Genomic DNA, 25,057 nt, shown 5'->3' on the forward strand with positions numbered 1-25,057 from the left:
ACCATCGACGTCGCGTACCGCTACTTCGCCACCGCACGCCGCCGCTTCATCCTGGCCGACACCCCCGGACACGTGCAGTACACCCGGAACATGGTCACCGGCGCCTCCACCGCCGACCTGGCCGTCGTCCTGGTCGACGCCCGCAACGGTGTCATCGAGCAGACCCGCCGGCACGCCGCCGTCGCCGCGCTGCTGCGCGTCCCGCACGTGGTCCTCGCGGTCAACAAGATGGACCTCGTCGACTACCAGGAGCCCGTCTTCGCCGCGATCGCCGAGGAGTTCACGGCGTACGCCTCCGAGCTGGGCGTCCCCGAGATCACCGCGATCCCGATCTCGGCGCTCGCCGGTGACAACGTGGTGGAAGCCTCCGCGAACATGGACTGGTACGGCGGTCCGACGGTCCTGGAGCACCTGGAGACCGTGCCGGTCAGCCACGACCTGGCGCACTGCCACGCGCGGCTGCCCGTGCAGTACGTGATCCGCCCGCAGACCGCCGAGCACCCCGACTACCGGGGTTACGCCGGTCAGATCGCGGCCGGTACCTTCCGCGTCGGCTCCGCGGTCACGGTCCTGCCCTCCGGCCGTACGTCGAAGATCGCCGGAATCGACCTGCTGGGCAAGCCGGTCGACGTGGCCTGGACCCCGCAGTCGGTGACCCTCCTGCTGGAGGACGACATCGACATCTCGCGCGGCGACCTGATCGTCCCGAGCAAGGACGCGCCCCCGACCACGCAGGATGTCGAGGCGACCGTCTGCCATGTGGCCGACCAGCCGCTCACCGTCGGCCACCGCGTGCTGCTCAAGCATGGCACCCGCACGGTCAAGGCGATCGTCAAGGACATCCCGTCCCGGCTGACGCTGGACGACCTCTCCCTGCACCCGCACCCGGGCCGGCTGGTCGCCAACGACATCGGCCGCGTCAAGATCCGTACCGCCGAGCCGCTGCCGCTCGACTCGTACGCCGACTCGCGCCGCACCGGCGCGTTCATCCTGATCGACCCGGCCGACGGCACCACGCTCACCGCGGGCATGGTCGGCGAGTCGTTCGCATCGCCGGAGCCGGTCAAGGACGAGGGCGACGACGACGGGTGGGACTTCTGACATGACGTCCACCGACTTCTACTCCACGTTCGCGAAGGAGGGCGGCCGCGTCGGCAGCGGCGCCCTCGGCAGCGGGCAGGGCGGAGTGGCGCGATGTGCGCGATGACGTACGCGCACTGCCTGCGCGCCCTCACCCCCCACCGCCTGCGAAAACGAAGACCTGCCGACTTCCCGGCCACGACCTGAGAGCTCGTGACCGCCGGGCCAACGAGAGGAACACCTCCCGTGCCTGCCATCCGCTCCACCCTTGTCCGTCGCGGCATAGCCGCCGCCGTGGCACTTCCCCTCCTCGCCCTCGCCGCCTGCAGCTACGGCTCCGAGGCGAAGGACGACACCAAGGCGAAGGTCGCCGCCGGTTCGAAGAAGATCGACGGACTCGACTCCGTGAAGATCGGCTACTTCGGCAACCTGACCCACGCCACCGCGCTGGTCGGCAACCAGAAGGGCTTCTTCCAGAAGGAGCTCGGTGCCACCGAGGCGAAGTACCAGACCTTCAACGCCGGGCCCTCCGAGATCGAGGCGCTGAACTCGGGCTCCATCGACATCGGCTGGATCGGCCCCTCGCCGGCCATCAACGGCTTCACCAAGTCCAACGGCAAGAACCTGCGCATCATCGGCGGTTCGGCGTCCGGCGGTGTGAAGTTCGTGGTCAACCCGAAGAAGATCAAGTCCCTGAAGGACGTCAAGGGCAAGAAGATCGCGACCCCGCAGCTGGGCAACACGCAGGACGTCGCGTTCCTCAACTGGATCGCGGACCAGGGCTGGAAGGTCGACGCGCAGAGCGGCAAGGGTGACGTCTCGGTCGTCCGCACGGACAACAAGATCACCCCGGACGCCTACAAGTCCGGCTCCATCGACGGCGCCTGGGTGCCGGAGCCGACCGCGTCCAAGCTGGTCGCCGAGGGCGGCAAGGTACTGCTCGACGAGTCGACGCTGTGGCCCGACAAGAAGTTCGTGATCACGAACATCATCGTGCGGCAGAGCTTCCTGAAGGAGCACCCGAAGGCCGTCGAAGCCGTACTGAAGGCCTCGGTCGAGACCAACAAGTGGATCAACGCCAATTCGGACGAGGCGAAGGCCGCGGCGAACAAGCAGCTGGAGTCGGACTCCGGCAAGGCGCTCCCGGCCAACGTCCTCGACCCGGCCTGGAAGTCCATCCAGATCACCAATGACCCGCTGGCCGCCACCCTCAACACCGAGGCGGAGCACGCGGTGAAGGCGGGTCTGCTGGAGAAGCCCGACCTGACGGGCATCTACGACCTCACGCTCCTGAACAAGGTCCTCAAGGGCGCGGGCGAGAGCACGGTCGACGACGCCGGTCTCGGCGTCAAGTAAGCCCGGATCCCGATGAGTTCCCAGGAGGTGACGACCATGGCCACGACCTTCGCCAAGGCCGCCGACGCCACGACGTCGGTCGAGTACGCGGCGCGCATCGAGCACGTCTCGAAGTCCTTCGCCGGTCCCGCCGGGCAGCAGCTCGTCCTGGACGACATCACCCTCGATGTCGCGCCCGGCGAGTTCGTCACCCTCCTGGGGGCCTCGGGCTGCGGCAAGTCGACGCTGCTCAACCTGGTCGCGGGCCTCGACGCCCCGACCGCGGGCAACATCACGACACACGGGCGCCCTGCCCTGATGTTCCAGGAGCACGCCCTCTTCCCGTGGCTGACCGCGGGCAAGAACATCGAACTCGCCCTGAAGCTCAGGGGAGTTCCGAAGGCCGATCGGCGCGGCAAGGCCGAGGAGCTGCTCGAACTCGTACGGCTCAAGGGCGCGTACGGCAAGCGCGTGCACGAGCTCTCCGGTGGTATGCGCCAGCGGGTCGCGATGGCCCGGGCGCTCGCGCAGGACAGCCAGATCCTGCTGATGGACGAGCCGTTCGCGGCACTGGACGCCATCACCCGGGACATGCTCCACGACGAACTGACCCGGATCTGGAGCGAGACGGGCCTGTCCGTCCTCTTCGTCACGCACAACGTGCGCGAGGCGGTGCGGCTCGCGCAGCGCGTGATCCTGCTGTCCTCCCGTCCCGGGCGGATCGCGCGCGAGTGGACCGTGGACATTCCGCAGCCGCGCCGCATCGAGGACGCCCCCGTGGCGGAACTGTCCATCGAGATCACCGAACAACTGCGTGGGGAGATCCGCCGTCATGGCCAGCACTGAGACGAAGGCCGACGCAGCCGTCAAGGACAACGTCGAGCTGGGCGGTCTGGAGGCGGGACTCGACGCGCTGGAGTCCTCCGCCGCCGGCCGCAGGTCCTTCGGCACGACGTTCCGGCAGAAGGTGCTGCCGCCGCTCGTCGCCTTCGCGGTGGTCCTGGTGGCCTGGCAGGCGCTGATCACGTTCAAGATCGTCGACGACCCGACCAAGCTGCCCTCGCCGTCCGACGTCTGGAGTGAGGTCCAGAACGCCTGGCTGCAGGGCACGCTGCTCGACTACATCTGGACCAGCGTCTCGCGCGGTCTGCTCGGCTTCCTGTTCGCCCTGGCGATCGGCACCCCGCTGGGTCTGCTGGTGGCCCGCGTGAAGTTCATCCGCGCCGCGATCGGCCCGATCCTGTCGGGCCTGCAGTCCCTGCCCTCGGTGGCGTGGGTCCCCCCGGCCGTGATCTGGCTGGGCCTGAACAACTCGATGATGTACGCGGTGATCCTGCTCGGCGCCGTCCCATCGATCGCCAACGGCCTGGTGTCGGGCGTCGACCAGGTGCCCCCGCTCTTCCTGCGAGCGGGCCGCACGATGGGGGCGACGGGCCTGCGCGGGACCTGGCACATCGTCATGCCGGCCGCGCTGCCCGGCTATCTGGCCGGTCTGAAGCAGGGCTGGGCGTTCTCCTGGCGGTCCCTGATGGCGGCGGAGATCATCGCCTCCTCCCCCGACCTGGGCGTGGGCCTCGGCCAACTGCTGGAGAACGGCCGCAACGCCAGCTCCATGCCGATGGTCTTCCTCGCCATCTTCCTGATCCTGTTCGTCGGTATCGCCATCGACCTGCTCATCTTCACCCCGGTGGAGCGGTGGGTACTGCGCAGCCGCGGTCTCCTGGTGAAGAGCTGAGCCCGTCATGAGTCAGCCGGTCCTTCTGGTCATCGCCCACGGCAGCCGCGATCCGCGCCATGCCGCGACGGTGGATGCCCTGGTGCGGCGGGTCCGGGCCCAGCGCCCCGGCCTGCGTGTGGAGACCGGCTTCCTCGACTTCAACATCCCCTCGGTGCAGGGGGTGCTGGAGTCCCTGGCAGAGGAGGTGCGGCGCGAAGCGCCTCGTTGGAGGGGTGGTGGCGGGCGACGGGAGGGAGTACGGGACGTGGTGGCCCTCCCGCTGCTGCTGACCCGCGCCTTCCACGCGAAGGCGGACATCCCGGCGGTGCTGCGGGAGGCCCCGTCGCGGCTGCGCATCCACCAGGCGGAGGTGCTCGGCCCGTCCCCCCTGCTGACCGCCGCGCTGGAACGGCGTTTGTACGAAGCGGGGCTGACCCCCGCCGACAAGTCCTCGACCGGGGTCGTGCTGGCCTCGGCGGGGTCCACAGACCCGGAGGCGATCGCAGTGATCGCTGAAATCGCGCGGGAGTGGCGGCACACCGGCTGGTGCGCCGTGCGACCTGCGTTCGCCTCCGCATCCCTTCCGCGCACCGAGGACGCCGTGCGCGAGCTGCGCGCCCTCGGCTGCGCACGCGTCGCGGTCGCCCCCTACGTCCTCGCGCCCGGCTTCCTGCCGGACCGTATCGCGCGGGGGGCCGCCGAGGCCGACGTACTGGCCGATGTGCTCGGCCCCGCGCCGGAGGTGGCGCGCGTCCTGCTGGAGCGGTACGACGAGGCGCGCGTACCGGCGCCGGCGGCCGTCGGCGCCTGACGGCACCGCCGGCCGCCCCCCGGCACGTGCGGGGTGGGGCCTCCTCTGTGGGTGGCTAGGGCTTGGTGGTGGCCGTCGTTGTGGCCGTCGGTCCCGTGCCCGCCGCTGTGACCGCCGCGACCGTGACGGTGTACGAGGTGGCGGGCCGCAGGCCGCCGATGACCCGGAACATTCCCTTCGCCGAGGGCTGGGTGACCAGCACGTCCCGGCCCATGACGTCGATCGGGTCGCGGCCGTCGGAGACGGTGACGCGATAGCCGATGATCTTGGCGTCCCCGGTCGCCGTCGGCGGGGTCCAGGCGACGGTGGCCGCGCCGGCTGCCGTACGGAGCTTGGGGCTCGTGGGTGCGCCCGGGAGCACGCTCGCGGTGGCCGGTGTCAGCGGGAGCGAGGCCAGGGACGGGGCGCTGCTGCCCTGAGCGTTGCTCGCGGTGACGGTGACGGTGAACGGGCCGCCGGACGAGGGGAGTCCATCGATGCGGACGATCGCGGTGCGCTTGAACTCGGCTGCTGGGACGCTCTGTTCGCCGACCTGTCGGCCCGACGCGTCGTAGGCCCGTGCCGTGTACTCCGTCACCGGCGAACCGCCGTCCACGAAGCTCGGGTTGAAGGTGACGTACAGCGCGTCGGCGCCCGCGGTACTCGTGCCGGCGCGGGAGGGTGCCTCGGGCGCCGAGGGAGCGCCGACACGGCTGCCCAGCAGACCGGCGTAGGCGGGCTCGAGACCCGCGTTGCCGAGGATCTGCGACGGTACGTCGGACAGTCCCGTCATGATCTTGTTGCCGCTCGTCACCAGGCCCTTGTTGTCGCCGTCGGACGTGCCCTCCTCCCACCAGTTGTCCTTGACGAGGGTCGGGTCGTTGTTGCCGAGGTCGTCGCGGTAGTCGGTGTGGCGGGAGGCGACGTTGGCGTACGAGGCGTTGTAGAGGACGTTGCCCTCGACGGTCTCGTAGGTGCAGCCGTTGTCGGTGTAGACGTTCTTGCCCAGGCCCCACTGGTCGTGGATGACATTCCCCGTGACCTTCTCGCCGTCGGCCAGGGAGGTGCCGGTGAGACCCTGGGTGTAGATGCCGCCGCCGTCGTCGAGCATCTGCATGTAGTCGAAGATCAGGTTGTCGCGGACGGCGTTGTCGTGGCTGGGGTTCGCGGTCGCCGGGTCGCCGATCTTGTCGGGCCAGCCGCCCCAGCCCAGGGAGATCGCGCTGTAGCCGACGTGGTCGATCTGGTTGTGGGCGATGGTGTTGTGCTGGGTGTAGCCGTTGAGGATCGCGACACCGCCGTGGAACTCGCGGGGCAGGCCGTAGAGATGATTGTTCGTCACCTGCACGCCGGAGGCGGGGGTTTGTCCGTCCACTCCCCCGATCTCCAGGCCGTTGCCGGAGATGTCGGTGAAGATGGTGCCGTTGACCGTCGAATCCTTGGACCCGGTGCCCAAGTCGAGCCCTGACGCCCCGAGATGGGCGAAGACGTCGTCACTGAAGTCGATGCGCTGCCCGTGGACGACGGAGACATTGCCCGGCATCTTGGTCCAGGACGCGAACGGGCAGGTGCCGCCCTCGACGTACTGGCACAGTCCCTGCGTCGCCCAGCCTTTCTCCCCGGTGATGGTGTAGCCCGCCTGGATCTCGGAGAAGCCCTCGGGCCGGGACGGCGTGAGCCAGGTGGCATAGCTGAACTGCAGCCCACGGAAGGCGATGTCGTGGACGGCAGCGGAGGCGGTCCCCTGTCCGTCGATCAGCTTCTCGGCCTGCGCCGCCTCGACATCCGCCCGGGCCAGGTTCTCGCCCTTGCGCGGCAGATAGTAGACGCGGTGCGCGGCGCGGTCGAGGTACCACTCGCCGGGCTGGTCCAGGAGTTCGTACGCGTTCTCGATGTAGGTCGCCCTGCCGCTGTTGGTGAGATGGCCGGGGCCGACCATGCTGACGGTCCGGCCGGGGATGTCGGGGAACTCGACCCGCTTGTTGGAGTTGTCCCAGCACGGCTGGACCATCGTGATCGTGGTGCCCTCGGCGGCGGCGATACGGCAGCGCGGCTCGGTCCACTGGCCGAGCCCGTTGCGCTCGATGTTCCAGAGGGCCTCGCCGCTGGTGTAGACGAACTCGGCGTCGGACGGGCGGCGCCAGTGGGCGAGCGTGTCGGAGGACGCCGTGTAGCCGACGGCGGTCTGGGTGAGGTCGACGGGGACGGTGCCGCGGGCCCGCTGGGCGCGCACCCCGTCGACGTACAACTGCCGTGTGTCGGTGAGGCCTCGGGGCGCGGGGGCGGACCAGAGGCCGGGCCTGCCCGCGACCTTGCGCCACCCGGAGACCTGGCGGCCACCGCTGACGACGGTCCGGCCGGTCCCCTGCCAGATCACCTTGTGGCCGCCGGTTCCGGAGTCGCGGGCGTCCAGGACGAGCGGCTCGGTGCGGCGGTACGTGCCCGACGCGAGGTGGACCGTCAGGTCGTCCTTCATGTCCGCGACGCGGGCGCGTGCCAGATCGCGGGCGCGGTCCAGAGTGCGAACGGGATGGCGAGCGGTGCCGTCAGCGTGGTCGTCCCCGGCCGGGGACACGTAGAGGTCGGATGACAGGGGCTCGGTGGCGGAGGAGGCGGCGCCCGGTACTCCGAGGGCCAGAAGCGTGGAGATCAGGGTGACCAGGACGGCTCTTCGGCGCATGGGCATGTTCCCCTCCCGTGGGATCAGGCTGTACCCAACGCCGAGAAAGGTAGGATCTATGACGGGTCACCGTCAATGAATGATGCAAAGAACGACGCAAGTCCCTTCCTCGCGCGGTGATTCATCCGAGCAGCGTTCAGATTTCAGACCATCGTTCAGTCGAACGACAGCCCGCCGGTCCGGGTCCGCTTGAGCTCGAAGAAGTCCGGGTTTGCGGCGAGGACGCGGAAACTGTCGAAGAGCTCCGCCGCCTTCTCGCCGCGCGGAACGGCCCGCAGCACCGGACCGAACCACACCGTTCCCTCGACGTGGATGGTCGGTGTCCCCACATAGGCGTCGGAGTCGCGTTCCTTGCCCGCGTCATGGCTCCGGCGCACCGCCTCGTCGTACGACACGTCATGTGCCGCTTCGGCCAGTTCGGCCGGGAGACCGAGTTCGGCCAGGGAGTCGGCGACGACGGCGTCGAAGTCCTCGGCCCCGCGCTCGTGGATGCGGGTGCCGAAGGCCGTGTAGAGGTCGCGCAGCACCTTCTCGCCGTGCCGCTCGGCGGCCGCCACCGCGACCCGCACGGGGCCGATGGACTTGTCGACCAACTCCCGGTACCAGTCGGGTAGTTCGTTGTCGGCATTGTGCAGGTACAGGCTCATCGGATGAAAGCGGAGGTCGAGCGGCCGCTGCCGCTCGACCTCCAGCATCCAGCGGGAGGTGATCCAGGCGAAAGGGCAGGCGGGGTCGAAGTAGAAGTCGACGCGAGTGGGCGACGTGTTCGTCATGCCGTCGAGGCTAGCCACTCAATGGCACAGAGACACGGTCCAATTATCCCCGGTATCAATGGTCCAATTCAACCTGGGCCAGACGCGGATCCCGGCCGCTGTGGGCGAGGGCGCGCTCGAAGACAGGCGCATTGTCCGGCACCGGAACCGGGGCGGCGAAGCCGTCGTACTGGCGGTAGAGCTCGCCGTGCGTGTCGACCACGTCCAGGACGAGCCGGGCGGCGCCGTCCGAGATGCGGTACTCCTGACCGGTGGCGGTCGCGACGTCCCAGCCGTGGACGGCCGTCTCCTTGATGATCATCGAGGCGAGTTCGACGGCAGGCATCTTCGCCATCCCGAGGTCGACCTCGCCCTCCCATACGGCCGGTTCGTCCCAGGCGGCGACGGCGCGGTCGAGCTGAGCCGCGTACACCTCGGCCCAGTCGGGGGCGGCCGTGAAGTCACGCCCGGTCAGCTCCTCGGAGAGCTGCTTGCGCAGCGCCCGGTGCTCCAGGCCGTGCGAGGTGTAGAGGACCCAGTGGTTGACCAGGGTGCGGACGTCCCAGCCGGGGCAGTGGGTGGGCCCGGTCAGCTGCTCCGCCGTGACGCCGCGCGCGACACGCGCTGCCTCGGCGGCGCATTCGCTCATGTACGAGTGCATGTCGTCGTTCTTCATGCACCTCACGGTAGGAACTGCCTGCCCAGCACTCTTGAAGAAACGCGACACCTCACGAAGGGGGCTCATTCAGCAGTCGTGGCGGCCGCGTCGTACGAGGCCACCGCCTCGTCGGCGAGCCGCACCAGCTCCGCCACCGACAGCGACCCGGCCTCCCTGTGCTCGCGCGCGAAGGTGTTCGCCAGCCGCTGGAGCAGGTCGTTCAACGGGGTCGGTACGCCGTGCAGTCGGCCCAGGAGTGCGATCTCGCCGTTGAGGTAATCGGCCTCGATGGTGCCGGTGCCGCGGTTGAGCGACTGCCAGGAGGAACCGGCGCCGCGCTCGGAGCCGTCGAAGGGCTCGAAGCGAATCTTGTCGCCGCGGGTCCTCTTCTGCTCCTCCTCACCGACGTACGCGATGCCGGCGGCGTCGAGCGCGGCCTCGCCCTCCGCGCGCACCCGCTGGAAGAGCGCCAGGCCCTCCCCGCTGGTGAGCACCCCGGTGACCGCCTCGATGGAGTTGGCGAGATTGCCGAGGAGTTTGGCGTACTGCCAGCGGGCGACATCGGGCACCACCGGCGCCTCGAAGCGGGACTTCTCCAGGTCGGCGGCGATACGGCGGGCCGTCTCGTCCGTGCCGTGCGGATGACGCCCGAGGTGCAGGATGCCGGTCAGCGGCGTGCCGGCGGCGGACACGACCCCCGGTTCGACGAAGGTGGCGGGCAGCCAGACACAGACGCCGTACACCCGGCTGAAGCGACGCAGCGCGAGGCGCTGGCTCTCCACTCCGTTCTGCGCGCACACCAGCGGCAGCCGCTCGGCCGCCGTACCGCCGCCCGCGACCGGGCTCGGTCCCCACGCCTCCAGGGCGGCCTCGCTGTCCTGCGTCTTGACGGCGAGTATCAGCACGTCGTCGGTGCGCAACTCCCCGAGTGCCACCGGCCCGTCGACCGCGGGCAGCCGGTGCGTGCGCACTCCCTCCGGGGTCATGAACCGCAGCCCGCCCGCACGCAGCGCCTCGTAGTGCGCGCCCCGCGCGACCAGCACGACCTCGTGCCCCGCCTCGGCCAGCCGACCGCCGATCGCACCGCCGACCGCTCCTGCTCCGATGATGATGTACCGCATGCCCACGAGCCTCGCACAGATGGGTGTAGCGGCCATGGACGATTCCGCAAACTCCGCGGGCTGTCACGGCCCTGGTCCACCGCCGCGTCACATGTCAGGCTGTCCGCCGTGCGGAGACGGACCTTGCTGCTGGGAGCGTTGTTCCTGGTGATCGCCGTGTCCGGAGGTTGCTCGGCGACACTCCAGTGGCAGCGGGCGGAACTGATCGACGACACGGGGATACGGGTCACGGGCGTGGTTTCCCGGATCATCGACGCCGGCACCAAGTACCAGAGGCAGGAGATCTCGTACACGGTGGACCAGCACCGCCACACCGTGGTGCGGAATCTCGACACCGACCTCAGCCATCCGAAGCCGGGGCACCGGGTGTGCCTGGAGGCGGCCCGCACGCGTCCCGACGTGGTCCGGATGTGCGGGGAACACTATCCGCAGGGCGACGACATGTACCCCGTCTACATTCTGGTGACGGTGTTCGGCACGGCGGGGCTGCTGTTCGTCATCGGGTACCTCGTCACCGGCGTGCGCCAGGCACGACGGATCGGCATCACGGCATGAACGCCCTTCCCCGTCGGCGGCCGACCCGTACACGGCATCGGCGGAGACCACCCCGTACACCGCATGGACGGTGTCCCACCGGCGCGGGCGCCGTACGCCTCGCGGACAAGGACATGGCCCGCCCGGACGCCCTGGCTTGACCTTCCCCCTGGGACAGGCCCGAGGGTCCGGGGCATGGACATCTATCTGACGCAGAGCGCGTACAGCGATCCCGGTGACCTCGACGTGAGCGGGCTTCCCAGGGATCTGGGCGCGCTCGCCCATGTCGTAAGGGATGTGCTCATCCACCGGGGCGAGGGTGAACTCTTCGCGTACGCCATCCCCGAGCCGCGACTGGCCGAGGACGCCGAGTCACGGTACGTGACGGACGTGCTGCGGATTTTGCGGGAGCGCGCCGAGCGGCCCCTGACCCGGCGGCGGGAGCCGGACGAACGGTTCGTCGGTACCTGCCGCGACTTCTCCCTGCTGCTGTGCGCGCTGCTGCGGGCGACGGGCACACCGGCCCGGCTGCGCTGCGGTTTCGCCACGTACTTCACCGAGGGCTTCCACGAGGACCACTGGGTCACCGAGTACCGCCTTCCCGACGGCGGTTGGCGGCTCGCGGACGCGCAGATCGCGTACGGCCCCTATGACGTGGACTTCGACCCACTGGACGTGCCGAGGGACCGGTTCGTGGTGGCGGGGCAGGCCTGGCGGGAGTGCCGGGCCGGGCGAGCCGACCCCGGCACGTTCGGGGTCAGTTGGCTCCGCCTCAAGGGCCTCTGGTTCGTGCGGGGCAACGTCCTGCACGATCTGGCCGCTCTCAACGGCGTCGAAGTGCTCCCCTGGGACGGCTGGGGCCCCGAGATTCTCGACGACGCGGCGCTCACCGAGGACGACATCGCGCTGGTCGACACCGTCGCGGTGGCCCGATCCGAGGACGAGCTGCGACGGCTGTACGAGGATCCGCGCCTCACCGTCCCGGACGAGATCACCTCGTACACGACCTACGGCGGCGTACGAAAAGTCACGCTGCGTCGGAGTCGTACAGCGTCCCCTGGTGGAAGTACAGCAGCCACCTCTCCTCGGTGAGCCGCCACAGTGAACTCCGGTGCGCCCGGCGGCCGTTGTTGTCGGTGTCGAAGGTGAGGTGGACCAGGTCGGGCGCGAGCTGGACGCCCTTGATGCGGGAGGCGGTGGCGGGCCGGGCCCCGGGTTCGTTCTCGCCGGCCAGCGCGGCGACGATCGAGGCGCGGTCCCAGATCCGGCCCGATGCGCCGAACTCGTGGAAGTCGGGGTGCAGGAGCGCGCCGACGAGTTCGGGCGAGCGGCGGATCTCCGGGTCGAGCAGACGCAGTTCGCCCTCGATGGCGGCCTCGACCGGGGCGTTGTGCTCAAGCACCGGTCATCTCCTCCAGTTTGACGACGGTGTTCCAGTTGCGGGAGGTGGCCGTGATGCCCTTGAGCAGTCGCGGCTTCGACAGCGTCTCCGCCAGCTTGGAGCGTCCCAGGCCGTCGGGGGCATACAGGTACAGGACGCGGTCGCCGAGGCGGAACTCCTCCGGCAGGAAGGCCGATTGATCGACCGAGGCGAAGCGCTCGGCGTCGACGGGCCCGGAGAAGTAGGTGGCGTGCAGTTGCTTGGCCTCCAGATCGGCGGCCGGAAACGGGCACGCCTCCCGCACGGCCTTCAGATAGGCGTGGTCGCGCACCAGCACGCCGACGGTGAAGCCGAAGTGCTTCTCGATCGCTTGGGCGAGCTCCGCGGCGAGGGACTCCTCGTCGCCGTGGTCGCTGCTGAACACCGCGTTGCCGCTCTGGAGATACGTGCGTACATCGGCGAGGCCGAGTCCCTCCATCAGGGTGCGCAGCTCGGCCATCGGCACCTTCTTGGCGCCACCCACATTGATCCCGCGCAGCAGCGCCGCGTACGTCGTCGTCATCCGCACACCATAAAGCGGCCGTCGCGCCCCGTGGGGGTGAGCGCGACGGCCGCGGCCCGCACCGAAAGTTACCTGCGGGTTGGCACGAAACACTGTCCGATCGGCCCGCACAGTTCAACACCTACATAGAGCTGTGACTTAATCAACAACCCTTCGAAATAATAAAAGAGGACTCCACCCGACAGAACGGACACCCTGATCCACATCCCCGAGAAGTCTCGTTACGTGTAAGGGGCTTCCATCCTCCCCAGTGCGGAGACCCCGGGGTCCGAGGGGAGGAGTCGAGCCCTCGGGGGTTCACCAGGCAGCACGACGAGACCTTCTTATCCGGCCCATACCTTCATAACGAAAGGTGGCGGCAGGGGGCTGTCACCGCGCACAAGGGGGCTGGCCCGTCATGGGGAACGGAGATACACGGGTGCGGGGCATCGCCGCCCGGGCAGGCGGCTGGAGCGCCCGGCACCGATGGGCGGCCGTCGGAATCTGGGTGCTGTTCGTCGTCCTGGCGATGGGGCTCGGCTCGGCGACGGGCCGCGTCGATGTCAAGGAGAGCGACCAGCTCAAGGGCGAGACGCACACCGCCGCCAAGATCATCGAGGACGCCGACATCAAGGAGCCGGCCAGTGAGACCGTCCTGATCCAGGCGAAGGACGCGAACACCAAGGCCACGGACGCCGAGTTCAAGAGCGCCGTCGTCGCCGTCGTCAAGGCGGTCGAGGGCACCGGCAAGATCACGGACGTGACGTCGCCGTACGACACGAAGACGATCTCGAAGGACGGCCGAAGCGCGCTCGTGCAGTTCGACATGCGCGGCGACTCGGAGACCGCGGGCGACCGGGTCGAGCCCGTACTGAACGCCGTCAAGGGCGTGCAGAAGGACCACTCGGGGCTGCGGATCGAGGAGATCGGCGGCGCCAGCATGATGAAGACGTTCGACGACGCGTTCGGGGACGACTTCCAGAAGGCCGAGCTCTCCGCGGTACCGGTGGCCCTCGGCATTCTGCTGATCGCCTTCGGCGCGCTGGTGGCGGCGCTGCTCCCGGTGGCGCTCGCGATCACCGCGATCATGGCGACGATGGGCCTGATGGGCGTCGTCAGCCATCTGATGCCGATGAGCGACACCGCCAACTCCGTGATGCTGCTGGTCGGTCTGGCCGTCGGCGTCGACTACTGCCTGTTCTATCTGCGCCGTGAGCGCGAGGAGCGCGCGGCCGGGCGTGACGCCCAGACGGCCCTGCGGGTCGCCGCCGCGACCAGTGGCCGCGCGATCATCGTCTCCGGTGTCACGGTGTGCGTGGCGATGGCCGGCATGCTCTTCACCGGGCTCGCCGAGTTCGAGGCGATGGGCCTGGCCTCGCTGATGGTCGTGGCCGTTGCCATGGTCGGGTCGGTGACCGTGCTGCCCGCGCTGCTCTCGCTGCTGGGCGAGCGGGTCGAGAAGGGCCGGATTCCGTTCCTGCGCAAGGCCATGGAGCGCCGCGCCGCCCGCACCAACGGGGAGAGCCGCTTCTGGACCGCCGTCCTGCGGGGCGTGCTCGCCAAGCCGCTGGTCTCCGTCCTCGTGGCGGCCGGCACGCTGCTGGCGATCGCGGCTCCTGCGATCGGCATGAAGACCCAGAACCTCACGCTGGACCAGGAGTTCGGCGACTCGCTGCCGATCGTGCAGACGTACAACCGCGTCAACGACGCCTTCCCGGGCGGCTCCGAGCCGGCCGAGGTGGTCGTCAAGGCGAAGGACATCAACGCCCCCGAGGTGAAGAGCGCCCTCGCCGACTTCAAGGCGCGGGCGATCAGTTCGGGCGCCTCGCGCGGCCCGGTCGAGATCAAGCTGCACGACGCGCAGAACATCGCCTACGTCTACGTACCGCTGGTCGGCGGCTCCGACCTGGACAAGGCCGGGGCGAGCCTGGAGAAGCTGCGCGACCAGGTGCGGCCCGCCACGCTCGGCAAGGTCGACGGCGTCCAGGCGCCGATCACCGGACAGGTCGCAGGATCGCACGACTTCAACGACCAGCTCGGCGGAGCCGTCCTCCCGGTCTTCGCGTTCGTCGTGGTCTTCGCCTTCCTGCTGATGCTCCTCTCCTTCCGCTCGCTGACGGTCGCGATCACCTCGATCGTGCTGAACCTGCTGTCGGTGGGCGCGGCATACGGCATCCTCGTGGCCGTCTTCCAGCACGGCTGGGGCGCGTCCCTGGTGGGCGCGGAGGGCGTCGGTGCCATCATCACCTGGCTGCCGCTGTTCCTCTTCGTGATCCTCTTCGGGCTCTCGATGGACTACCACGTGTTCGTGGTCTCGAGGATTCGTGAGGCGCGGCTGCGCGGCCGCAGCACCAAGGACGCGATCCGGCACGGGGTGGTCACCACGGCCGGCGTCGTCACCAGCGCCGCGGTCATCATGGTCGCCGTCTTCGCAATCTTCGGGACGCTGTCCATGCAGTCCATGAAGCAGATGGGTGTGGGCCTGGCCGCCGCGGTGCTCATCGACGCGACGATCATCCGGGGTGTGCTGCTCCCCGCCGTGATGGCCCTGCTCGGCGAGCGCAACTGGTACCTGCCGAAGTGGCTGAACCGGCTGCCCGACCTCACGCACGACGAGGCGCCGGAGGCCGTGTTGCCGCCGGCGGCCCGGGAGGGCGAGCGGGCCGGGGTGTAGCCCGGAGGTATGCGGCTGGGCGGTGACTTCCGCCGCATGAGGGCCTGTTGGTTCCCCCGAGGAATCAACAGGCCCTTTCCTCATGCCCTCCAAAGGAGCTTCCGCGGCACGACGAGGGGCCACTTGCTCCTGCCCCCGGGCGCGGCTCGGCCTCGACGCGAGGCCTACAGCCCGGTCGGCAGCTCGGCCTCGATGAGGTCGGCCGCCCGTCGTGTGCCGCCTTCCTGTGCCATCTGCTCCCGGATCTCGTGCAGGCGGCGCGCCACCTCGGGATCGTCAGCGATCGAGAGGACGGCCTCGCGCAGAGTCTCGGCGGTGGCCGTCTCCGTCAGTACGTGGCGGGCGACACCTAGCGCCTGCAACATGTCGGCGTTGCCGAACTGGTCGACGGCCTGCGGTACGGCGACCATCGGCGTGCCGGTGGCCAGCCCCTCCTGACTGCCGCCCGCGCCCGCGTGCGTGATGAACGCGTCGGCCTGCCGCAGCACCGACAGCTGGGGCACCCATGGGTGCACCTCCACATTGCCGGGCACCTCACCCAGCTCCGACGGATCGACGAACTTCCCGATCTGCAGCACGACATGCCAGCCCGGCAGATCGCCGAAGGCCCTGACGCACTCGCGGTAGAAGCCGGGCTGCTTGGTGAAGCTGGAGCCCAGCGACACGAGCAGCACCTTCTCGGCGTCGGCGGGCCGCTGCCAGTCCCCCTGGGCGGCGCGGTCGCCCTGGCAGGCGCCGACGAAGGTGTAGCGCTTCTCGTCGACACGGTCCGCGTTCGGCTGGAGGACCTTGGGGATGAGGACGAGGCAACGGTCGGGACGGCCCATGAAGTCCTCGACGCTCAGGTCCATGCCGTTCTCGGCGATCCAGCGGGCGAAGGTCTCGTAGAACGCCTTGCCGCGCGGGGTCCTCTTGAGCGGCTCGAACATCGGCTTGCCGACCTCCTCCTCGTACCCCTCCCAGGCCACCAAATTCGGCGAGAGCTGCACGATCGGGACGCCCCAGCGGTGCGCGAGGACCCGGGCGGGGTACGCCGTGATGTCGTAAAGCACCAGATCCGGTTCGTCGCCCGCGTACGCCGCCGCGAGCTGCGGCTCGGCCTGCAGCGCGTCCGCCAGGAACGGCTCGATGTTGTCGATCAGTTCGGTCCCCCAGGCATCCGGGTCGTCATCGGTGGCCAGCGTCGAGTGCCACAGTTTCGGCTCGGCCCCGGTCTCGGCGGTCTTTTCGGCGAAGGCGGGCGGAATCGCGTACGTGACGCGATGCCCGCGTGCGACGAGCTCCCGGATCACTTCGATGCTCGGGTTCACATGGCCGTGGGCGGCGATGGAGAACATGGCGATATGGGCGCGACGAGTGGTCATGCGGCGAGGCTAGACGAGACGATACGTCTCGTGCAATCTCATTTCCCACGCGCAACGTGATGCGCACGGCGTGTTGCGCACGACGCCGGGGCTCTGTTCGCCGTACGCCGGTGAGACGCCGTCGGACGCGGAGCCGGAGCGATGCCCGGCACGCCCCGTACGCCTATGGGGGGCGCCGCCGCGGGGCGGCGGACGGCGGACGGCGGACGGCGGAGCGGTAGGACGACATGGGGGGTCCGACGCTGTCACGAGAGGGACGGTTCACCGTGGAGACTCGTCTCGACGAGATCGTCGTGCGTGGTGCCGCTGGAGCGGCTGCGCTGGATCGCTCCGCGGGCAAGCGGTACGCCGACGCGTACGCGGACTTCCGGGAGGTGTGGGCGCTGCGGGAGGCAGGGCTTAGAGGCCGCACACAAGAAACAAGCCCCGCCCCCGGAAACACCGGGGGCGGGGCTGTGTGGAGCGCCGGGCAGGCCTTGCACCTGCATCTCCCCGCAGGAAGCGGGACGTCTTTCCTTGGACCACCAACGCCGGGCTCACCGCGGAAGGTTCCGGCGGTTCGCTCAAGATCAATCATAGCGTATCCGCGGCGCCCGACGGCACCACGGTCAGAGGCGCGCAAGCCATGGCGCTCCCGATGCCCTGGGACACGAGCAAGGTCCCCGTCTCCGGCACCCAGGTCACCCAGTCCTCGACGACCACCAGCGAGGCGGACACGATCACCGTCCTGTGCAGCGGCAACTGCTACCAGTAGCCCGAGGTCCTCAGCGCTGATAGCGGGCCAGCACCAGATTGCCGTCCTTCACCAGCCGTCTGCGGAGCTCGCTCAATCCGATCGCCCCGCTGTAGTACTCCTGGAACGCGGGCGTCGCGACCTTGTCCTTCCACTCGGGGTAGCCGCGTACGGACTGGGCGGGTGCCGAACGGAGTTGGGCCGCGAGGGCCGTACCGGTCGCCCAGTCGTCCTTGGCGGTGTGCAGGGCGGGGTCCTTCAGGGCCTGTGTTCCAGTCGGCAGCATCCAGTCACCGAGGGCCAGCCGAGCCATGTTCCTCGGCTGAAGCAGGAAGTCGATGAACTCGGAGGCCTCCTTCTTGTGCGGGCTGCTCTCGGCTATGGACAGGGTCTGGGGACTGACACCCTGACTCAGCCCGTCCGCGCCGGCCGGAGCGGGCAGCACCTGCCAGTCGAAGCCCTTCGGCGCCTGCTGCGCGATCTGCTGGCGATAGGAGAAGCCGAGCGGAACCATCGCGTACTTGCCGCCGAAGAACCCGGGCAGCGTGTCGGAGCCGCCCATGCCGAGCGTCGCGCTCGACGCGCTCCTGTCCGTGTTCACCTCGTCGTGCACGGTCCGCGGAACCACCGCGTCTGCCGCGTCGAAGCGGACGGTCACCTTGCCGTCCGCGTCCCGGTGGAACATCTGCCCGCCCGTGGAGAGGGAGAGGTTGAGCGTCGCCGAGACCGGTTCCTTGAGCGGCCAGGCGACGCCGTACTTGCCCTTGCCGCTCAGCTGCTTCGCGATCGCGCGGAACTCGTCCCAGCTCCAGGGCTTCTCGGGAGTCGGGACGCGGACGCCCGACTCCTTCAGCCACTTGGCGTTGGCGATCAGGACCCGCGGCTCCTGGAGGAACGGCACACCATAGACGCCTCCCCCAAAGGTCGCCGTCTCCCAACTGTGCTGCGGTATATCGGACTTGAGCCGCTCGGGCAGCAGCCCGCGCAGGTCCGCGAGATAGCCGCCGTAGGCGAAGTCCGCGAGGTCGTCCGAGGCGTCATGGATGATGTCGGGTGCCTCACCGCCCTCGAAGGAGGTGAGCAGCTGGTCGTGGACGCTGTCCCAACTGCCCTGGACGTACTCGACCTTGACGTCCGGATGCGCAGCGTTCCACTCCTGCACCAGCTCCTTGTTGGCGGCCACGGACTCCTGCTGCCAGGCGAGGGACTGGAAGTGGAGGGTGATCACCCCACCCGATCCACCGCCGCTGTCCGTGCACGCGGTGAGCAACAGGCCGAAGACGGCCAGGACCGCCAGCAGTCTCGTCCGCATCAGCTCTTCACCGCCCCGGCGAGCATGCCGCCCGTGATCCGCTTCTGGATGATCGCGAAGATGACCAACGACGGCAGGGTCGCCAGAAACGCCGCGGCGGCCAGCGGCCCGAGGTCCGCTACGCCCTCCGCCCCGATGAAATGCGTGAGCACGACCGGGAGCGTCTGTTTCTCCGGGGTCTTGAGCAGCACGAGCGCGAAGAAGAACTCGTTCCACGCGCTGATGAACGCGAACAGCGCCGTCGCCACGATGCCCGGCGCGAGCAGCGGCGCCGTGATGGAGACCAGGGTCCGGACCCGGCCCGCACCGTCCACGGCGGCGGCCTCCTCCAACTCGGTGGGCACGGCCCGCACATAGCCCACCAGCATCCACAGTGCGAACGGCAGCGCCCACACCACGTACACCATGGTCAGTCCGGGCAGTGAGTTGATCAGCCGGAGGTTCTTGAGGACCAGGAACAGCGGAATGATCACCAGCACGAAGGGGAACGCCTGGCTGACCACGACCCACCCGGAGGCGGCCCTGGCCGGCAGCGTCCGGTGGCGCGCCATGACGTACGCCATCGGGGTCGCGATCAGTACGGCGATGAGCGCCGCGCCGAGCGCCGCCAGCAGGGAGTTGAGTGCGGCGCGCAGCAGCGGCTGCTCGTCGAAGGCCTGTCGGAAGTTGGCGAGGGTGGGGTCCTTGGGGATCCAGGTGGGATGCAGGCTGGCGAGCTCACGTGCCGGTTTGAAGGCGGTGGAGATCAGCCAGAGGAAGGGGAAGGCAAGGAAGACGAGATAGGCGAGGAGGGCGAGGTACTGGCCCGTGCGGGCCCCTTTGCCGGTCTTCACGTGTTCTCATCTCCTCTCAGACGGCCCACGAGATACACCGCGAGGATCGCCGAGATCACCGCGACCATCACACAGCCCATCGCGGCCGCGTAACCGAACTGCCCGTAGCGGAAGGCCTCTTCGTATGCGAAGAGCATGGGGAGCCGGGTACGGCCGCCCGGTCCTCCGTTGGTCAGCACATAGACCAACGCGAACGAGTTGAAGTTCCAGATGAAGTTGAGCGCCGTGATGGCGAGCGCGACCAGTCTCAGGGCCGGCCAGGTGACGGTCAGGAAGCGGCGCCACGCGCCCGCTCCGTCCATCGCGGCCGCCTCGTGCAGTTCGCGCGGGGTGTTCTGCAGCCCGGCGAGCAACGCGACCGTGGTCTGCGGCATGCCCGCCCAGACGCCGACCACGATCACGGCGGGCAGGGCGGTGCCGAGGCCGCTCAGCCAGTCGCGGCCGTCGCCGAGGCCGAGGTCACGCAGGGTCTCGTTCAGGATGCCCGCGTCCGGGTTGTAGACGAGCCGCCACATGATGCCGACGACGACCTCGGGCATGGCCCAGGGAATGATCGCAAGGGCCCGCGCCAGCCAGCGGAACCGGAGTTCCTGGTTGAGCAGCAGGGCGAGCCCGAGTGCGAGCAGGAACTGCGGCACGGTCACCCCGACCGCCCACAGCAGACCGATCCGGAACGAGTCCCAGAACAGCGTGTCGTGCAGCAGGTCCTGGAAGTTGAGGACCCCGGTCCACTGCGTAGCCGTGGTCCGCCCCGACTGCGAGTCCGTGAACGCCAGCGCGATCCCGTACAGCAGGGGTCCGACACTGAGCACCAGGATCGGGATGAGCGCGGGCAGCACCAGGAACCAGGCCCCGTGGTCGGCGCGACGCCGGTCCCTGCCGCTGCCGGGCACCTGCTTCACCGACCGCCTCGTCGCGGTCGCCAATGTCATGGAATCGGCTCCTTTGGGCGGCTCGTGACGGTCTGGCCGCCCGAGCGGCCCCCGTCATGGTCGTGAAGGTGGTCTACGGCGTCAAGGCACTGCGCATGCCGTCCGACCTGTGGGAATGCGACACTGGCCGACGGATGGCGTGAACACGACGCTGCCGGTGAGGACGGGGCGGGCACCGCACGAGAACACGGAGGCGAAGGATGGACGAGGCACGGGCGCGGGACGTACTGGCCGCGGCGGGTGTGCTGTCGGGGCCGGTGCCCGACGCCACGCTCCTCGCCCTCGGCGAGAATGCGGTGTTCGCCGCCGGTGACCTGGTGGTCAAGGTGGGACGCGACGCCGAACTCCTGGACCGCGCGCGGCGGGAACTGGACATCGCTGTCTGGCTCGCCGAGGCGGGCGTCCCCGCGGTGCGGGCGGCCGAGGCAAAGGCACTGCTGGTGGAGGGGCACCCGGTGACGGTGTGGCACCGGCTGCCCGATCCCGTACGCCCCGCGGAACCGCGCGATTTGGCCGAACTCCTACGGGTGGTGCACGCACTGCCCTCCCCTTCCTTCTCCTTGCCGCCCCGCGAGTTGCTGGGCGGTGTGGAGCGCTGGCTGCGGTTGGCCGGCGATGCGATCGACCCCGCGGACGCGGCGTATCTGCGGGCACGGCGCGACGGCTTCGCGGATGCCGCGGCCACGCTCACCCCGCATCTGCCGCCGGGTCCCATCCATGGCGACGCGCTGCCCCGCAACGTCCACATCGGCCCCGACGGCCCGGTCCTGGTCGACCTGGAGACCTTCTCCGCCGACCTGCGCGAGCACGACCTCGTGGTCATGGCCCTCTCCCGTGACCGCTACGGGCTCCCGGTCGAGGCGTACGACTCGTTCACCGAGGCATACGGCTGGGATGTCCGCGAGTGGGAGGGCTGTTCCGTCCTGCGCGGAGCACGCGAGACCGCCAGCTGCGCCTGGGTCGCCCAGCATGCCCCGACGAACCCCAAGGCCCTGGCCGAGTTCGAGCGCCGGGTGGCGTCACTGCGGGGCGGGGACGAGACAGTGCGCTGGTACCCCTTCTGACCGTGCGCCGGCCTCTTCCGGCCCTGCGCCGGGCCCCGTTCCTCTGAACCGGAGGCCCGGTCAGACCTTCTCGTCCGCCAGGTCCCGCAGCGGCCACGTCCCGTCCACCACCGCGTCCGCCTCCCCCTTGCGGCGCAGGAACCTCTGGAAATCGGCCGCCCACTGCGCGTACCACTCGATCTGGCGACGGTGCAGCTCCGCGGGGCCGAGGGCCGCGACCTTCGGATGGCGGCCGGCTATCGCGCAGGCGAGCCGGGCCGCGGCGAGCGCGTCGGCCGAGGCGTCATGGGCCGAGTCCAGCGCCACCCCGTACTCCGTGCACACCGCTTCGAGGTTGCGCTTGCCGCGGCGGTAGCGGTCCACGGAGCGGTCGATCGTGTACGGATCGATGACCGGAGCGGGGTCGATGCCGCCGAGGCGCTCGCGCAACGACGGCAGTGCGTACCTCCGCAGTTCGGCGGAGAGCAGGGTCAGGTCGAAGGCCGCGTTGTACGCGACGACGGGGACGCCCGTCTTCCAGTACGCGACGAGGACGCCCGCGATCGCGTCGGCGACCTGGTCGGCGGGGTGGCCCTCGGCCGCCGCCCGTTCGTTGCTGATCCCGTGCACCGCCACGGCGTCCGCCGGGATCTCCACGCCCGGGTCGGCCATCCACTCACGGCGCCCTATCGGCTCTCCGTCCCTGACTTCGATCACGGCCCCCGTGACGATCCGCGCCTCGCGCGGATCGGTCCCGGTCGTCTCCAGGTCGAAGCCGATCAGCAGCTCCCGGTGCCAGCCCATGGGCGGCCCCCCTTCTTCATGGTGCTTTCCCCCAGTGGTCTCCACGATCCCATGAGCCACTGACAATCAGAGGACCGCGTTCCGCTTCCCGGGAGGGGCGGCATTTCAGGACACCGGTCGCGAATCCGCCCAGGCCACCTCGAACTCCTCGCGATATGTCGGGAAAAGCCCCTCTTCGGTGGTGTCATCCGGTTTGACCAATCGGCCTCCGCCACGCAGCACGAGCACCGGCGCCTCCATGCCGCGCGTGCGTCGCAGATACGACTGCACGACCGCGATGCCGTCCGAGCCGTCCCCGTCCACCAGGTAGGCGGTGAAGCGGGGCGTCTCGTCGAAGACCTGGATCTCGAACGCGCCCGGATCGCGCAGCTTGGACCGCACCCGGCGCATGTGCAGGATGTTCATCTCGACGGCGCGACTCAACTCGCCCCGCTTGATGCCGAGTTCGCGCTCACGACGTTTCACCGCGCTGGAGGCGGGATTCAGGAACAACAGCCGCACCCGGCAGCCGGACTCGGCGAGACGTACGAGCCGCCGTCCGGAGAAGTTCTGCACCAGCAGGTTCAGCCCGATACCGATGGCGTCGAGGCGGCGGGCACCGCCGAAGAGGTCCTCGGCGGGGAACTGGCGCAGCAGCCGTACGCGGTCCGAGTGCACCCCGACCACGTCCGCGTACCGGTCACCGACCAGGTCCTCGACGGCGTCCACGGGAAGCCGGCGCGCGGAGGGCACATCACTGCCGGCGCCGAGTGTCTCCAGGAGCTTCGCCGCGGCCCGCTCGGCCTGGTTGAGGACCGCCTCGGACAGGGCCCGGTTGCGGGAGACCACGTTCCGGGTCACTTCCAGCTCGTCCAGGGCGAGTTCGACGTCCCGGCGCTCGTCGAAGTACGGCTCGAAGCAGGGCCAGTGCTGCACCATCAGCTCACGCAACTGCGGCAGCGTGAGGAAGCTGAGCACGTTGTCGTCGGCGGGATCGAGCAAGTACCCCTTGCGGCGGCTGACTTCGCGTACGGCGACCGCGCGCTGGACCCATTCCTGTCCGGCAGGTCCTGCGGCGGCGACCACCCAGTCGTCGCCGTGGACGGGTTCGTAGATGGGACGGAGAACAGCGGCCACGACCGCGCGCAGCCGCTGTTCGACCAGGTTCAGCCAGATGTAGGCACGCCCGGCTCGCTGAGCGCGCGTACGTACCTCGCGCCAAGCGTCGGCACCCCAGTCCAACTCCGGTCCAATGGATCCCATTTCCATCGGCCGTGCCAGGGACACCGCGCCGGGTGGGACATCTGTGGAGTTCCCCTCGTGACCCTCGTCACCAGGAGGCAACTCCAGCCCTCCCGAGCCCACCCGCGCACCGCCTTCCGCTCCCCCGAGCTCTCCCCTAGTCAACGATCAAGGAAGGGTACTCCGGGAGCGGTGGGCGGTGCAGCCCGATGGACAGGGTCGTTTCTCAACGACCTTCTTCCACATGGCCGTTCTGGTCCGCGAGCTCCGGAGGAGTGAGCGGATTCATAGCAGTGACGTCGCGCGGGGCGATCGAGAAGCCCTGCCAGTGGACCGGCATGGGCTGCTGGTCCTCGTCGCGCGCGATGTGGTGGAAGCCCGAGTTCACCCAGACCACGGGGTGCGTGAGCGTCTGCCCGCCGATCCACTTGTCGACCGACTTGCCGTGTCCGGCACCGCAGTTGCGCAGGTTGTCGCTGGCGAACTGCTCGCACTTGTTGTACTCGGTGAAGTAGATGTCGTGCTTGGTGAAGGGGCGGCCGAGGTACTTGGTGGTCGCGCCCGGGACGATCTCGTACGAACGCGCGTGGTCGTCCTTGTTCTTGCCGGTGTTGCTGACGATGCGCCACCAGCGCGAGTTCTTCGCGTCGCCCGCGAGTTCCTTGGTGACCTTGGTGAGCGTGGTCTTCTTGCTCGGGGCCTCGGCACCGTGCGCGGGCGGGCTGACCGCGGAGTCGTACTGCTCGACCTTGGCCTTGGAGGAGCCGTCGAGGTCGAAGTTGAGCCGCCAGAAGATGTTGTGGCTGTGGCTGGTGGCGTAAGCCTTGGCGCCCTTGCCGAGCGGCCAGCCGCGGCCGTCGCCCGCGTCGTAGTCACCGGGCGAGAGGCTGCCGGTGGCGCCGACGTTCATGTTGAGGGTGCCGTCGTCCTGGAAGCGCCACTCGGTGATGTACTCGTACCAGCCGACCTTGTTGACCGTGTAGATCAACAGGTCCTTGCCCTGCTTCTGGAAGACCTTGTTGCCCGTGTCGGACTGCATGCGGTAGGCGTGGCCGCGCGAACGGGTCGTGGCGCACAGGCCCTTGACGTTGGCGTGCTGCGGGTCCCAGGCCTCGGGAACCTTGACCGTCTTGATGGTGCCGCCGGGGCACTCGCCGGGCGCCATGTCCATCAAACCCTGGCCGAAGCCGGCACCCGTGAGGTCGCTGTACTCGACCGATCCGTCGTCGTAGGGGACGTCGATCTGGGCGAGCTTCGCGCTGGCGAGGACCTTGATCGGGTGGGCCTCACCAGGGGGCTGGTAGGAGATGTTCTCCAGGACGAGCCCGGCCTCGCTCTCGTAGTGCCAGCACATCCGCCACGTGGTGCCGGTGGAGAGCTTCTGCTCGATCTTGTACGCCGCGCTGCAGTCGGCGGCGGCCGCGGAGGCCCTCTTGGGCTGGGCGACCGCCGGTCCCGCGGCCGTCGTCGCGCCGGCGGCCAGGGCGAGCACCGAAAGGCCCACCGCCGTCCGGCTGCGGGCACGGCTGTTTCTGTTGACGCGCATGAAGAA

23 protein-coding genes are annotated in these 25,057 nt (G+C 69.3%); 10 read left to right on the plus strand and 13 right to left on the minus strand.

Translation table 11 applies throughout. The features are described from left to right. The 5 genes from ACIBK0_RS25965 to ACIBK0_RS25985 form a co-directional block, all read left to right on the plus strand. Nucleotides 1-1,101, plus strand: a 1,101-nt coding sequence (locus ACIBK0_RS25965; RefSeq protein ID WP_399084559.1) for a sulfate adenylyltransferase subunit 1, incomplete at its 5' end; no start/stop codon positions are given. 225 nt (nt 1,102-1,326) lie between these two features. Beyond that, the gene (locus tag ACIBK0_RS25970) at nt 1,327-2,436 is read left to right on the plus strand and encodes an aliphatic sulfonate ABC transporter substrate-binding protein (RefSeq protein ID WP_399084562.1); all 1,110 of its coding nucleotides are present in this window, start codon (nt 1,327-1,329) and stop codon (nt 2,434-2,436) included. A gap of 36 nt (nt 2,437-2,472) precedes the next feature. Then, entirely contained in the window at nt 2,473-3,261 is a 789-nt protein-coding gene (locus ACIBK0_RS25975) for an ABC transporter ATP-binding protein (protein ID WP_399084565.1), read from the plus strand. Next, a complete protein-coding gene (locus ACIBK0_RS25980; RefSeq protein ID WP_399084568.1) occupies nt 3,248-4,150 on the plus strand; it encodes an ABC transporter permease in 903 nt (300 codons plus the stop codon). The genes ACIBK0_RS25975 and ACIBK0_RS25980 overlap by 14 nt, the downstream gene beginning before the upstream one ends. A gap of 7 nt (nt 4,151-4,157) precedes the next feature. After that, complete coding sequence (locus ACIBK0_RS25985) at nt 4,158-4,943, plus strand: sirohydrochlorin chelatase (RefSeq protein ID WP_399084571.1); 786 nt, start codon at nt 4,158-4,160, stop codon at nt 4,941-4,943. Nucleotides 4,944-4,998: 55 nt separating this feature from the next. Here ACIBK0_RS25985 and ACIBK0_RS25990 read toward each other — a convergent pair whose 3' ends face one another. From ACIBK0_RS25990 to ACIBK0_RS26005, 4 genes are all read right to left on the minus strand, one after another. After that, nucleotides 4,999-7,602, minus strand: coding sequence for a fibronectin type III domain-containing protein (locus ACIBK0_RS25990; RefSeq protein ID WP_399084574.1), 2,604 nt, complete (start codon nt 7,600-7,602; stop codon nt 4,999-5,001). A 155-nt stretch (nt 7,603-7,757) separates the two neighbouring features. Further along, nucleotides 7,758-8,375 carry a DsbA family protein gene (locus ACIBK0_RS25995; RefSeq protein ID WP_399084576.1) on the minus strand — a complete coding sequence of 206 codons (618 nt, stop codon included), beginning with the start codon at nt 8,373-8,375 and terminating at the stop codon, nt 7,758-7,760. 55 nt (nt 8,376-8,430) lie between these two features. Then, nucleotides 8,431-9,030 carry a TIGR03086 family metal-binding protein gene (locus tag ACIBK0_RS26000; protein WP_399084579.1) on the minus strand — a complete coding sequence of 200 codons (600 nt, stop codon included), beginning with the start codon at nt 9,028-9,030 and terminating at the stop codon, nt 8,431-8,433. Between the two features lie 65 nt (nt 9,031-9,095). Then, on the minus strand, nt 9,096-10,133 hold the full coding sequence (locus ACIBK0_RS26005; RefSeq protein ID WP_399084582.1) for a ketopantoate reductase family protein: 1,038 nt from the start codon (nt 10,131-10,133) through the stop codon (nt 9,096-9,098). A 108-nt stretch (nt 10,134-10,241) separates the two neighbouring features. On the opposite strand from ACIBK0_RS26005, the gene ACIBK0_RS26010 reads away from it, so the two are divergent. Together ACIBK0_RS26010 and ACIBK0_RS26015 are read left to right on the plus strand one after the other, a co-directional pair. Next, entirely contained in the window at nt 10,242-10,688 is a 447-nt protein-coding gene (locus ACIBK0_RS26010; protein WP_399084585.1) for a hypothetical protein, read from the plus strand. Between the two features lie 174 nt (nt 10,689-10,862). Next, nucleotides 10,863-11,759, plus strand: coding sequence for a transglutaminase-like domain-containing protein (locus ACIBK0_RS26015; protein ID WP_399084589.1), 897 nt, complete (start codon nt 10,863-10,865; stop codon nt 11,757-11,759). Here ACIBK0_RS26015 and ACIBK0_RS26020 read toward each other — a convergent pair. Both ACIBK0_RS26020 and ACIBK0_RS26025 read right to left on the minus strand, forming a co-directional pair. Next, nucleotides 11,695-12,069, minus strand: coding sequence for a DUF4440 domain-containing protein (locus ACIBK0_RS26020; RefSeq protein WP_399084592.1), 375 nt, complete (start codon nt 12,067-12,069; stop codon nt 11,695-11,697). The genes ACIBK0_RS26015 and ACIBK0_RS26020 overlap by 65 nt on opposite strands. Further along, on the minus strand, nt 12,062-12,610 hold the full coding sequence (locus tag ACIBK0_RS26025; RefSeq protein WP_399084595.1) for a DUF1697 domain-containing protein: 549 nt from the start codon (nt 12,608-12,610) through the stop codon (nt 12,062-12,064). The genes ACIBK0_RS26020 and ACIBK0_RS26025 overlap by 8 nt, the downstream gene beginning before the upstream one ends. A gap of 397 nt (nt 12,611-13,007) precedes the next feature. Here ACIBK0_RS26025 and ACIBK0_RS26030 point away from each other — a divergent pair, with 397 nt between their 5' ends. Then, entirely contained in the window at nt 13,008-15,263 is a 2,256-nt protein-coding gene (locus ACIBK0_RS26030) for an MMPL family transporter (protein ID WP_399084597.1), read from the plus strand. Nucleotides 15,264-15,427: 164 nt separating this feature from the next. Here ACIBK0_RS26030 and mgt read toward each other — a convergent pair whose 3' ends face one another. Continuing rightward, entirely contained in the window at nt 15,428-16,627 is a 1,200-nt protein-coding gene (mgt, locus tag ACIBK0_RS26035; RefSeq protein WP_399084600.1) for a macrolide-inactivating glycosyltransferase, read from the minus strand. Nucleotides 16,628-17,252: 625 nt separating this feature from the next. Between mgt and ACIBK0_RS26040 the strand changes: the two genes are divergently transcribed. Next, on the plus strand, nt 17,253-17,381 hold the full coding sequence (locus ACIBK0_RS26040) for a hypothetical protein (protein WP_399084603.1): 129 nt from the start codon (nt 17,253-17,255) through the stop codon (nt 17,379-17,381). A 10-nt stretch (nt 17,382-17,391) separates the two neighbouring features. Here the strand turns inward: ACIBK0_RS26040 and ACIBK0_RS26045 are convergent, their stop codons facing one another. Genes ACIBK0_RS26045 through ACIBK0_RS26055 form a run of 3 tightly spaced genes read right to left on the minus strand, consistent with a single transcriptional unit; the run spans nt 17,392 to nt 20,437 of the window. Then, entirely contained in the window at nt 17,392-18,672 is a 1,281-nt protein-coding gene (locus ACIBK0_RS26045; RefSeq protein WP_399084606.1) for an ABC transporter substrate-binding protein, read from the minus strand. Next, a complete protein-coding gene (locus ACIBK0_RS26050; protein ID WP_399084609.1) occupies nt 18,672-19,505 on the minus strand; it encodes a carbohydrate ABC transporter permease in 834 nt (277 codons plus the stop codon). Before ACIBK0_RS26050 ends, ACIBK0_RS26045 begins: the two co-directional genes overlap by 1 nt. After that, nucleotides 19,502-20,437: a carbohydrate ABC transporter permease gene (locus ACIBK0_RS26055; RefSeq protein ID WP_399084612.1), complete on the minus strand. Its 936-nt coding sequence runs from the start codon at nt 20,435-20,437 to the stop codon at nt 19,502-19,504. The genes ACIBK0_RS26050 and ACIBK0_RS26055 overlap by 4 nt, the downstream gene beginning before the upstream one ends. A gap of 200 nt (nt 20,438-20,637) precedes the next feature. Here ACIBK0_RS26055 and ACIBK0_RS26060 point away from each other — a divergent pair, with 200 nt between their 5' ends. Next, on the plus strand, nt 20,638-21,501 hold the full coding sequence (locus tag ACIBK0_RS26060; RefSeq protein ID WP_399084615.1) for a phosphotransferase enzyme family protein: 864 nt from the start codon (nt 20,638-20,640) through the stop codon (nt 21,499-21,501). 60 nt (nt 21,502-21,561) lie between these two features. Here the strand turns inward: ACIBK0_RS26060 and ACIBK0_RS26065 are convergent, their stop codons facing one another. From ACIBK0_RS26065 to ACIBK0_RS26075, 3 genes are all read right to left on the minus strand, one after another. Further along, a complete protein-coding gene (locus ACIBK0_RS26065) occupies nt 21,562-22,284 on the minus strand; it encodes a 3'-5' exonuclease (protein WP_399084618.1) in 723 nt (240 codons plus the stop codon). A gap of 105 nt (nt 22,285-22,389) precedes the next feature. Further along, nucleotides 22,390-23,628, minus strand: a complete 1,239-nt coding sequence (locus ACIBK0_RS26070) for an SAV2148 family HEPN domain-containing protein (protein WP_399084621.1) — start codon at nt 23,626-23,628, stop codon at nt 22,390-22,392. 103 nt (nt 23,629-23,731) lie between these two features. Continuing rightward, complete coding sequence (locus tag ACIBK0_RS26075; protein WP_399084624.1) at nt 23,732-25,051, minus strand: copper amine oxidase; 1,320 nt, start codon at nt 25,049-25,051, stop codon at nt 23,732-23,734. Between the last annotated feature and the right edge of the window lie 6 nt (nt 25,052-25,057).

The sequence above is a fragment of the Streptomyces sp. NPDC050564 genome, from assembly GCF_044457265.1.
In the GTDB taxonomy this organism is placed as follows: Bacteria; Actinomycetota; Actinomycetes; order Streptomycetales; family Streptomycetaceae; genus Streptomyces.

Excerpts from the sequence above, each read along its gene's own strand:
- ACIBK0_RS25975 (WP_399084565.1), top strand. The coding sequence starts at position 2,473 with ATGGCCACGACCTTCGCCAAGGCCGCCGACGCCACGACGTCGGTCGAG.
- ACIBK0_RS25980 (WP_399084568.1), top strand. The coding sequence starts at position 3,248 with ATGGCCAGCACTGAGACGAAGGCCGACGCAGCCGTCAAGGACAACGTC.
- ACIBK0_RS25985 (WP_399084571.1), top strand. The coding sequence starts at position 4,158 with ATGAGTCAGCCGGTCCTTCTGGTCATCGCCCACGGCAGCCGCGATCCG.
- ACIBK0_RS25990 (WP_399084574.1), bottom strand. The coding sequence starts at position 7,602 with ATGCGCCGAAGAGCCGTCCTGGTCACCCTGATCTCCACGCTTCTGGCC.
- ACIBK0_RS25995 (WP_399084576.1), bottom strand. The coding sequence starts at position 8,375 with ATGACGAACACGTCGCCCACTCGCGTCGACTTCTACTTCGACCCCGCC.
- ACIBK0_RS26000 (WP_399084579.1), bottom strand. The coding sequence starts at position 9,030 with ATGAAGAACGACGACATGCACTCGTACATGAGCGAATGCGCCGCCGAG.
- ACIBK0_RS26005 (WP_399084582.1), bottom strand. The coding sequence starts at position 10,133 with ATGCGGTACATCATCATCGGAGCAGGAGCGGTCGGCGGTGCGATCGGC.
- ACIBK0_RS26015 (WP_399084589.1), top strand. The coding sequence starts at position 10,863 with ATGGACATCTATCTGACGCAGAGCGCGTACAGCGATCCCGGTGACCTC.
- ACIBK0_RS26025 (WP_399084595.1), bottom strand. The coding sequence starts at position 12,610 with ATGACGACGACGTACGCGGCGCTGCTGCGCGGGATCAATGTGGGTGGC.
- ACIBK0_RS26030 (WP_399084597.1), top strand. The coding sequence starts at position 13,008 with ATGGGGAACGGAGATACACGGGTGCGGGGCATCGCCGCCCGGGCAGGC.
- mgt (WP_399084600.1), bottom strand. The coding sequence starts at position 16,627 with ATGACCACTCGTCGCGCCCATATCGCCATGTTCTCCATCGCCGCCCAC.
- ACIBK0_RS26040 (WP_399084603.1), top strand. The coding sequence starts at position 17,253 with ATGGCGCTCCCGATGCCCTGGGACACGAGCAAGGTCCCCGTCTCCGGC.
- ACIBK0_RS26045 (WP_399084606.1), bottom strand. The coding sequence starts at position 18,672 with ATGCGGACGAGACTGCTGGCGGTCCTGGCCGTCTTCGGCCTGTTGCTC.
- ACIBK0_RS26055 (WP_399084612.1), bottom strand. The coding sequence starts at position 20,437 with ATGACATTGGCGACCGCGACGAGGCGGTCGGTGAAGCAGGTGCCCGGC.
- ACIBK0_RS26060 (WP_399084615.1), top strand. The coding sequence starts at position 20,638 with ATGGACGAGGCACGGGCGCGGGACGTACTGGCCGCGGCGGGTGTGCTG.
- ACIBK0_RS26065 (WP_399084618.1), bottom strand. The coding sequence starts at position 22,284 with ATGGGCTGGCACCGGGAGCTGCTGATCGGCTTCGACCTGGAGACGACC.
- ACIBK0_RS26075 (WP_399084624.1), bottom strand. The coding sequence starts at position 25,051 with ATGCGCGTCAACAGAAACAGCCGTGCCCGCAGCCGGACGGCGGTGGGC.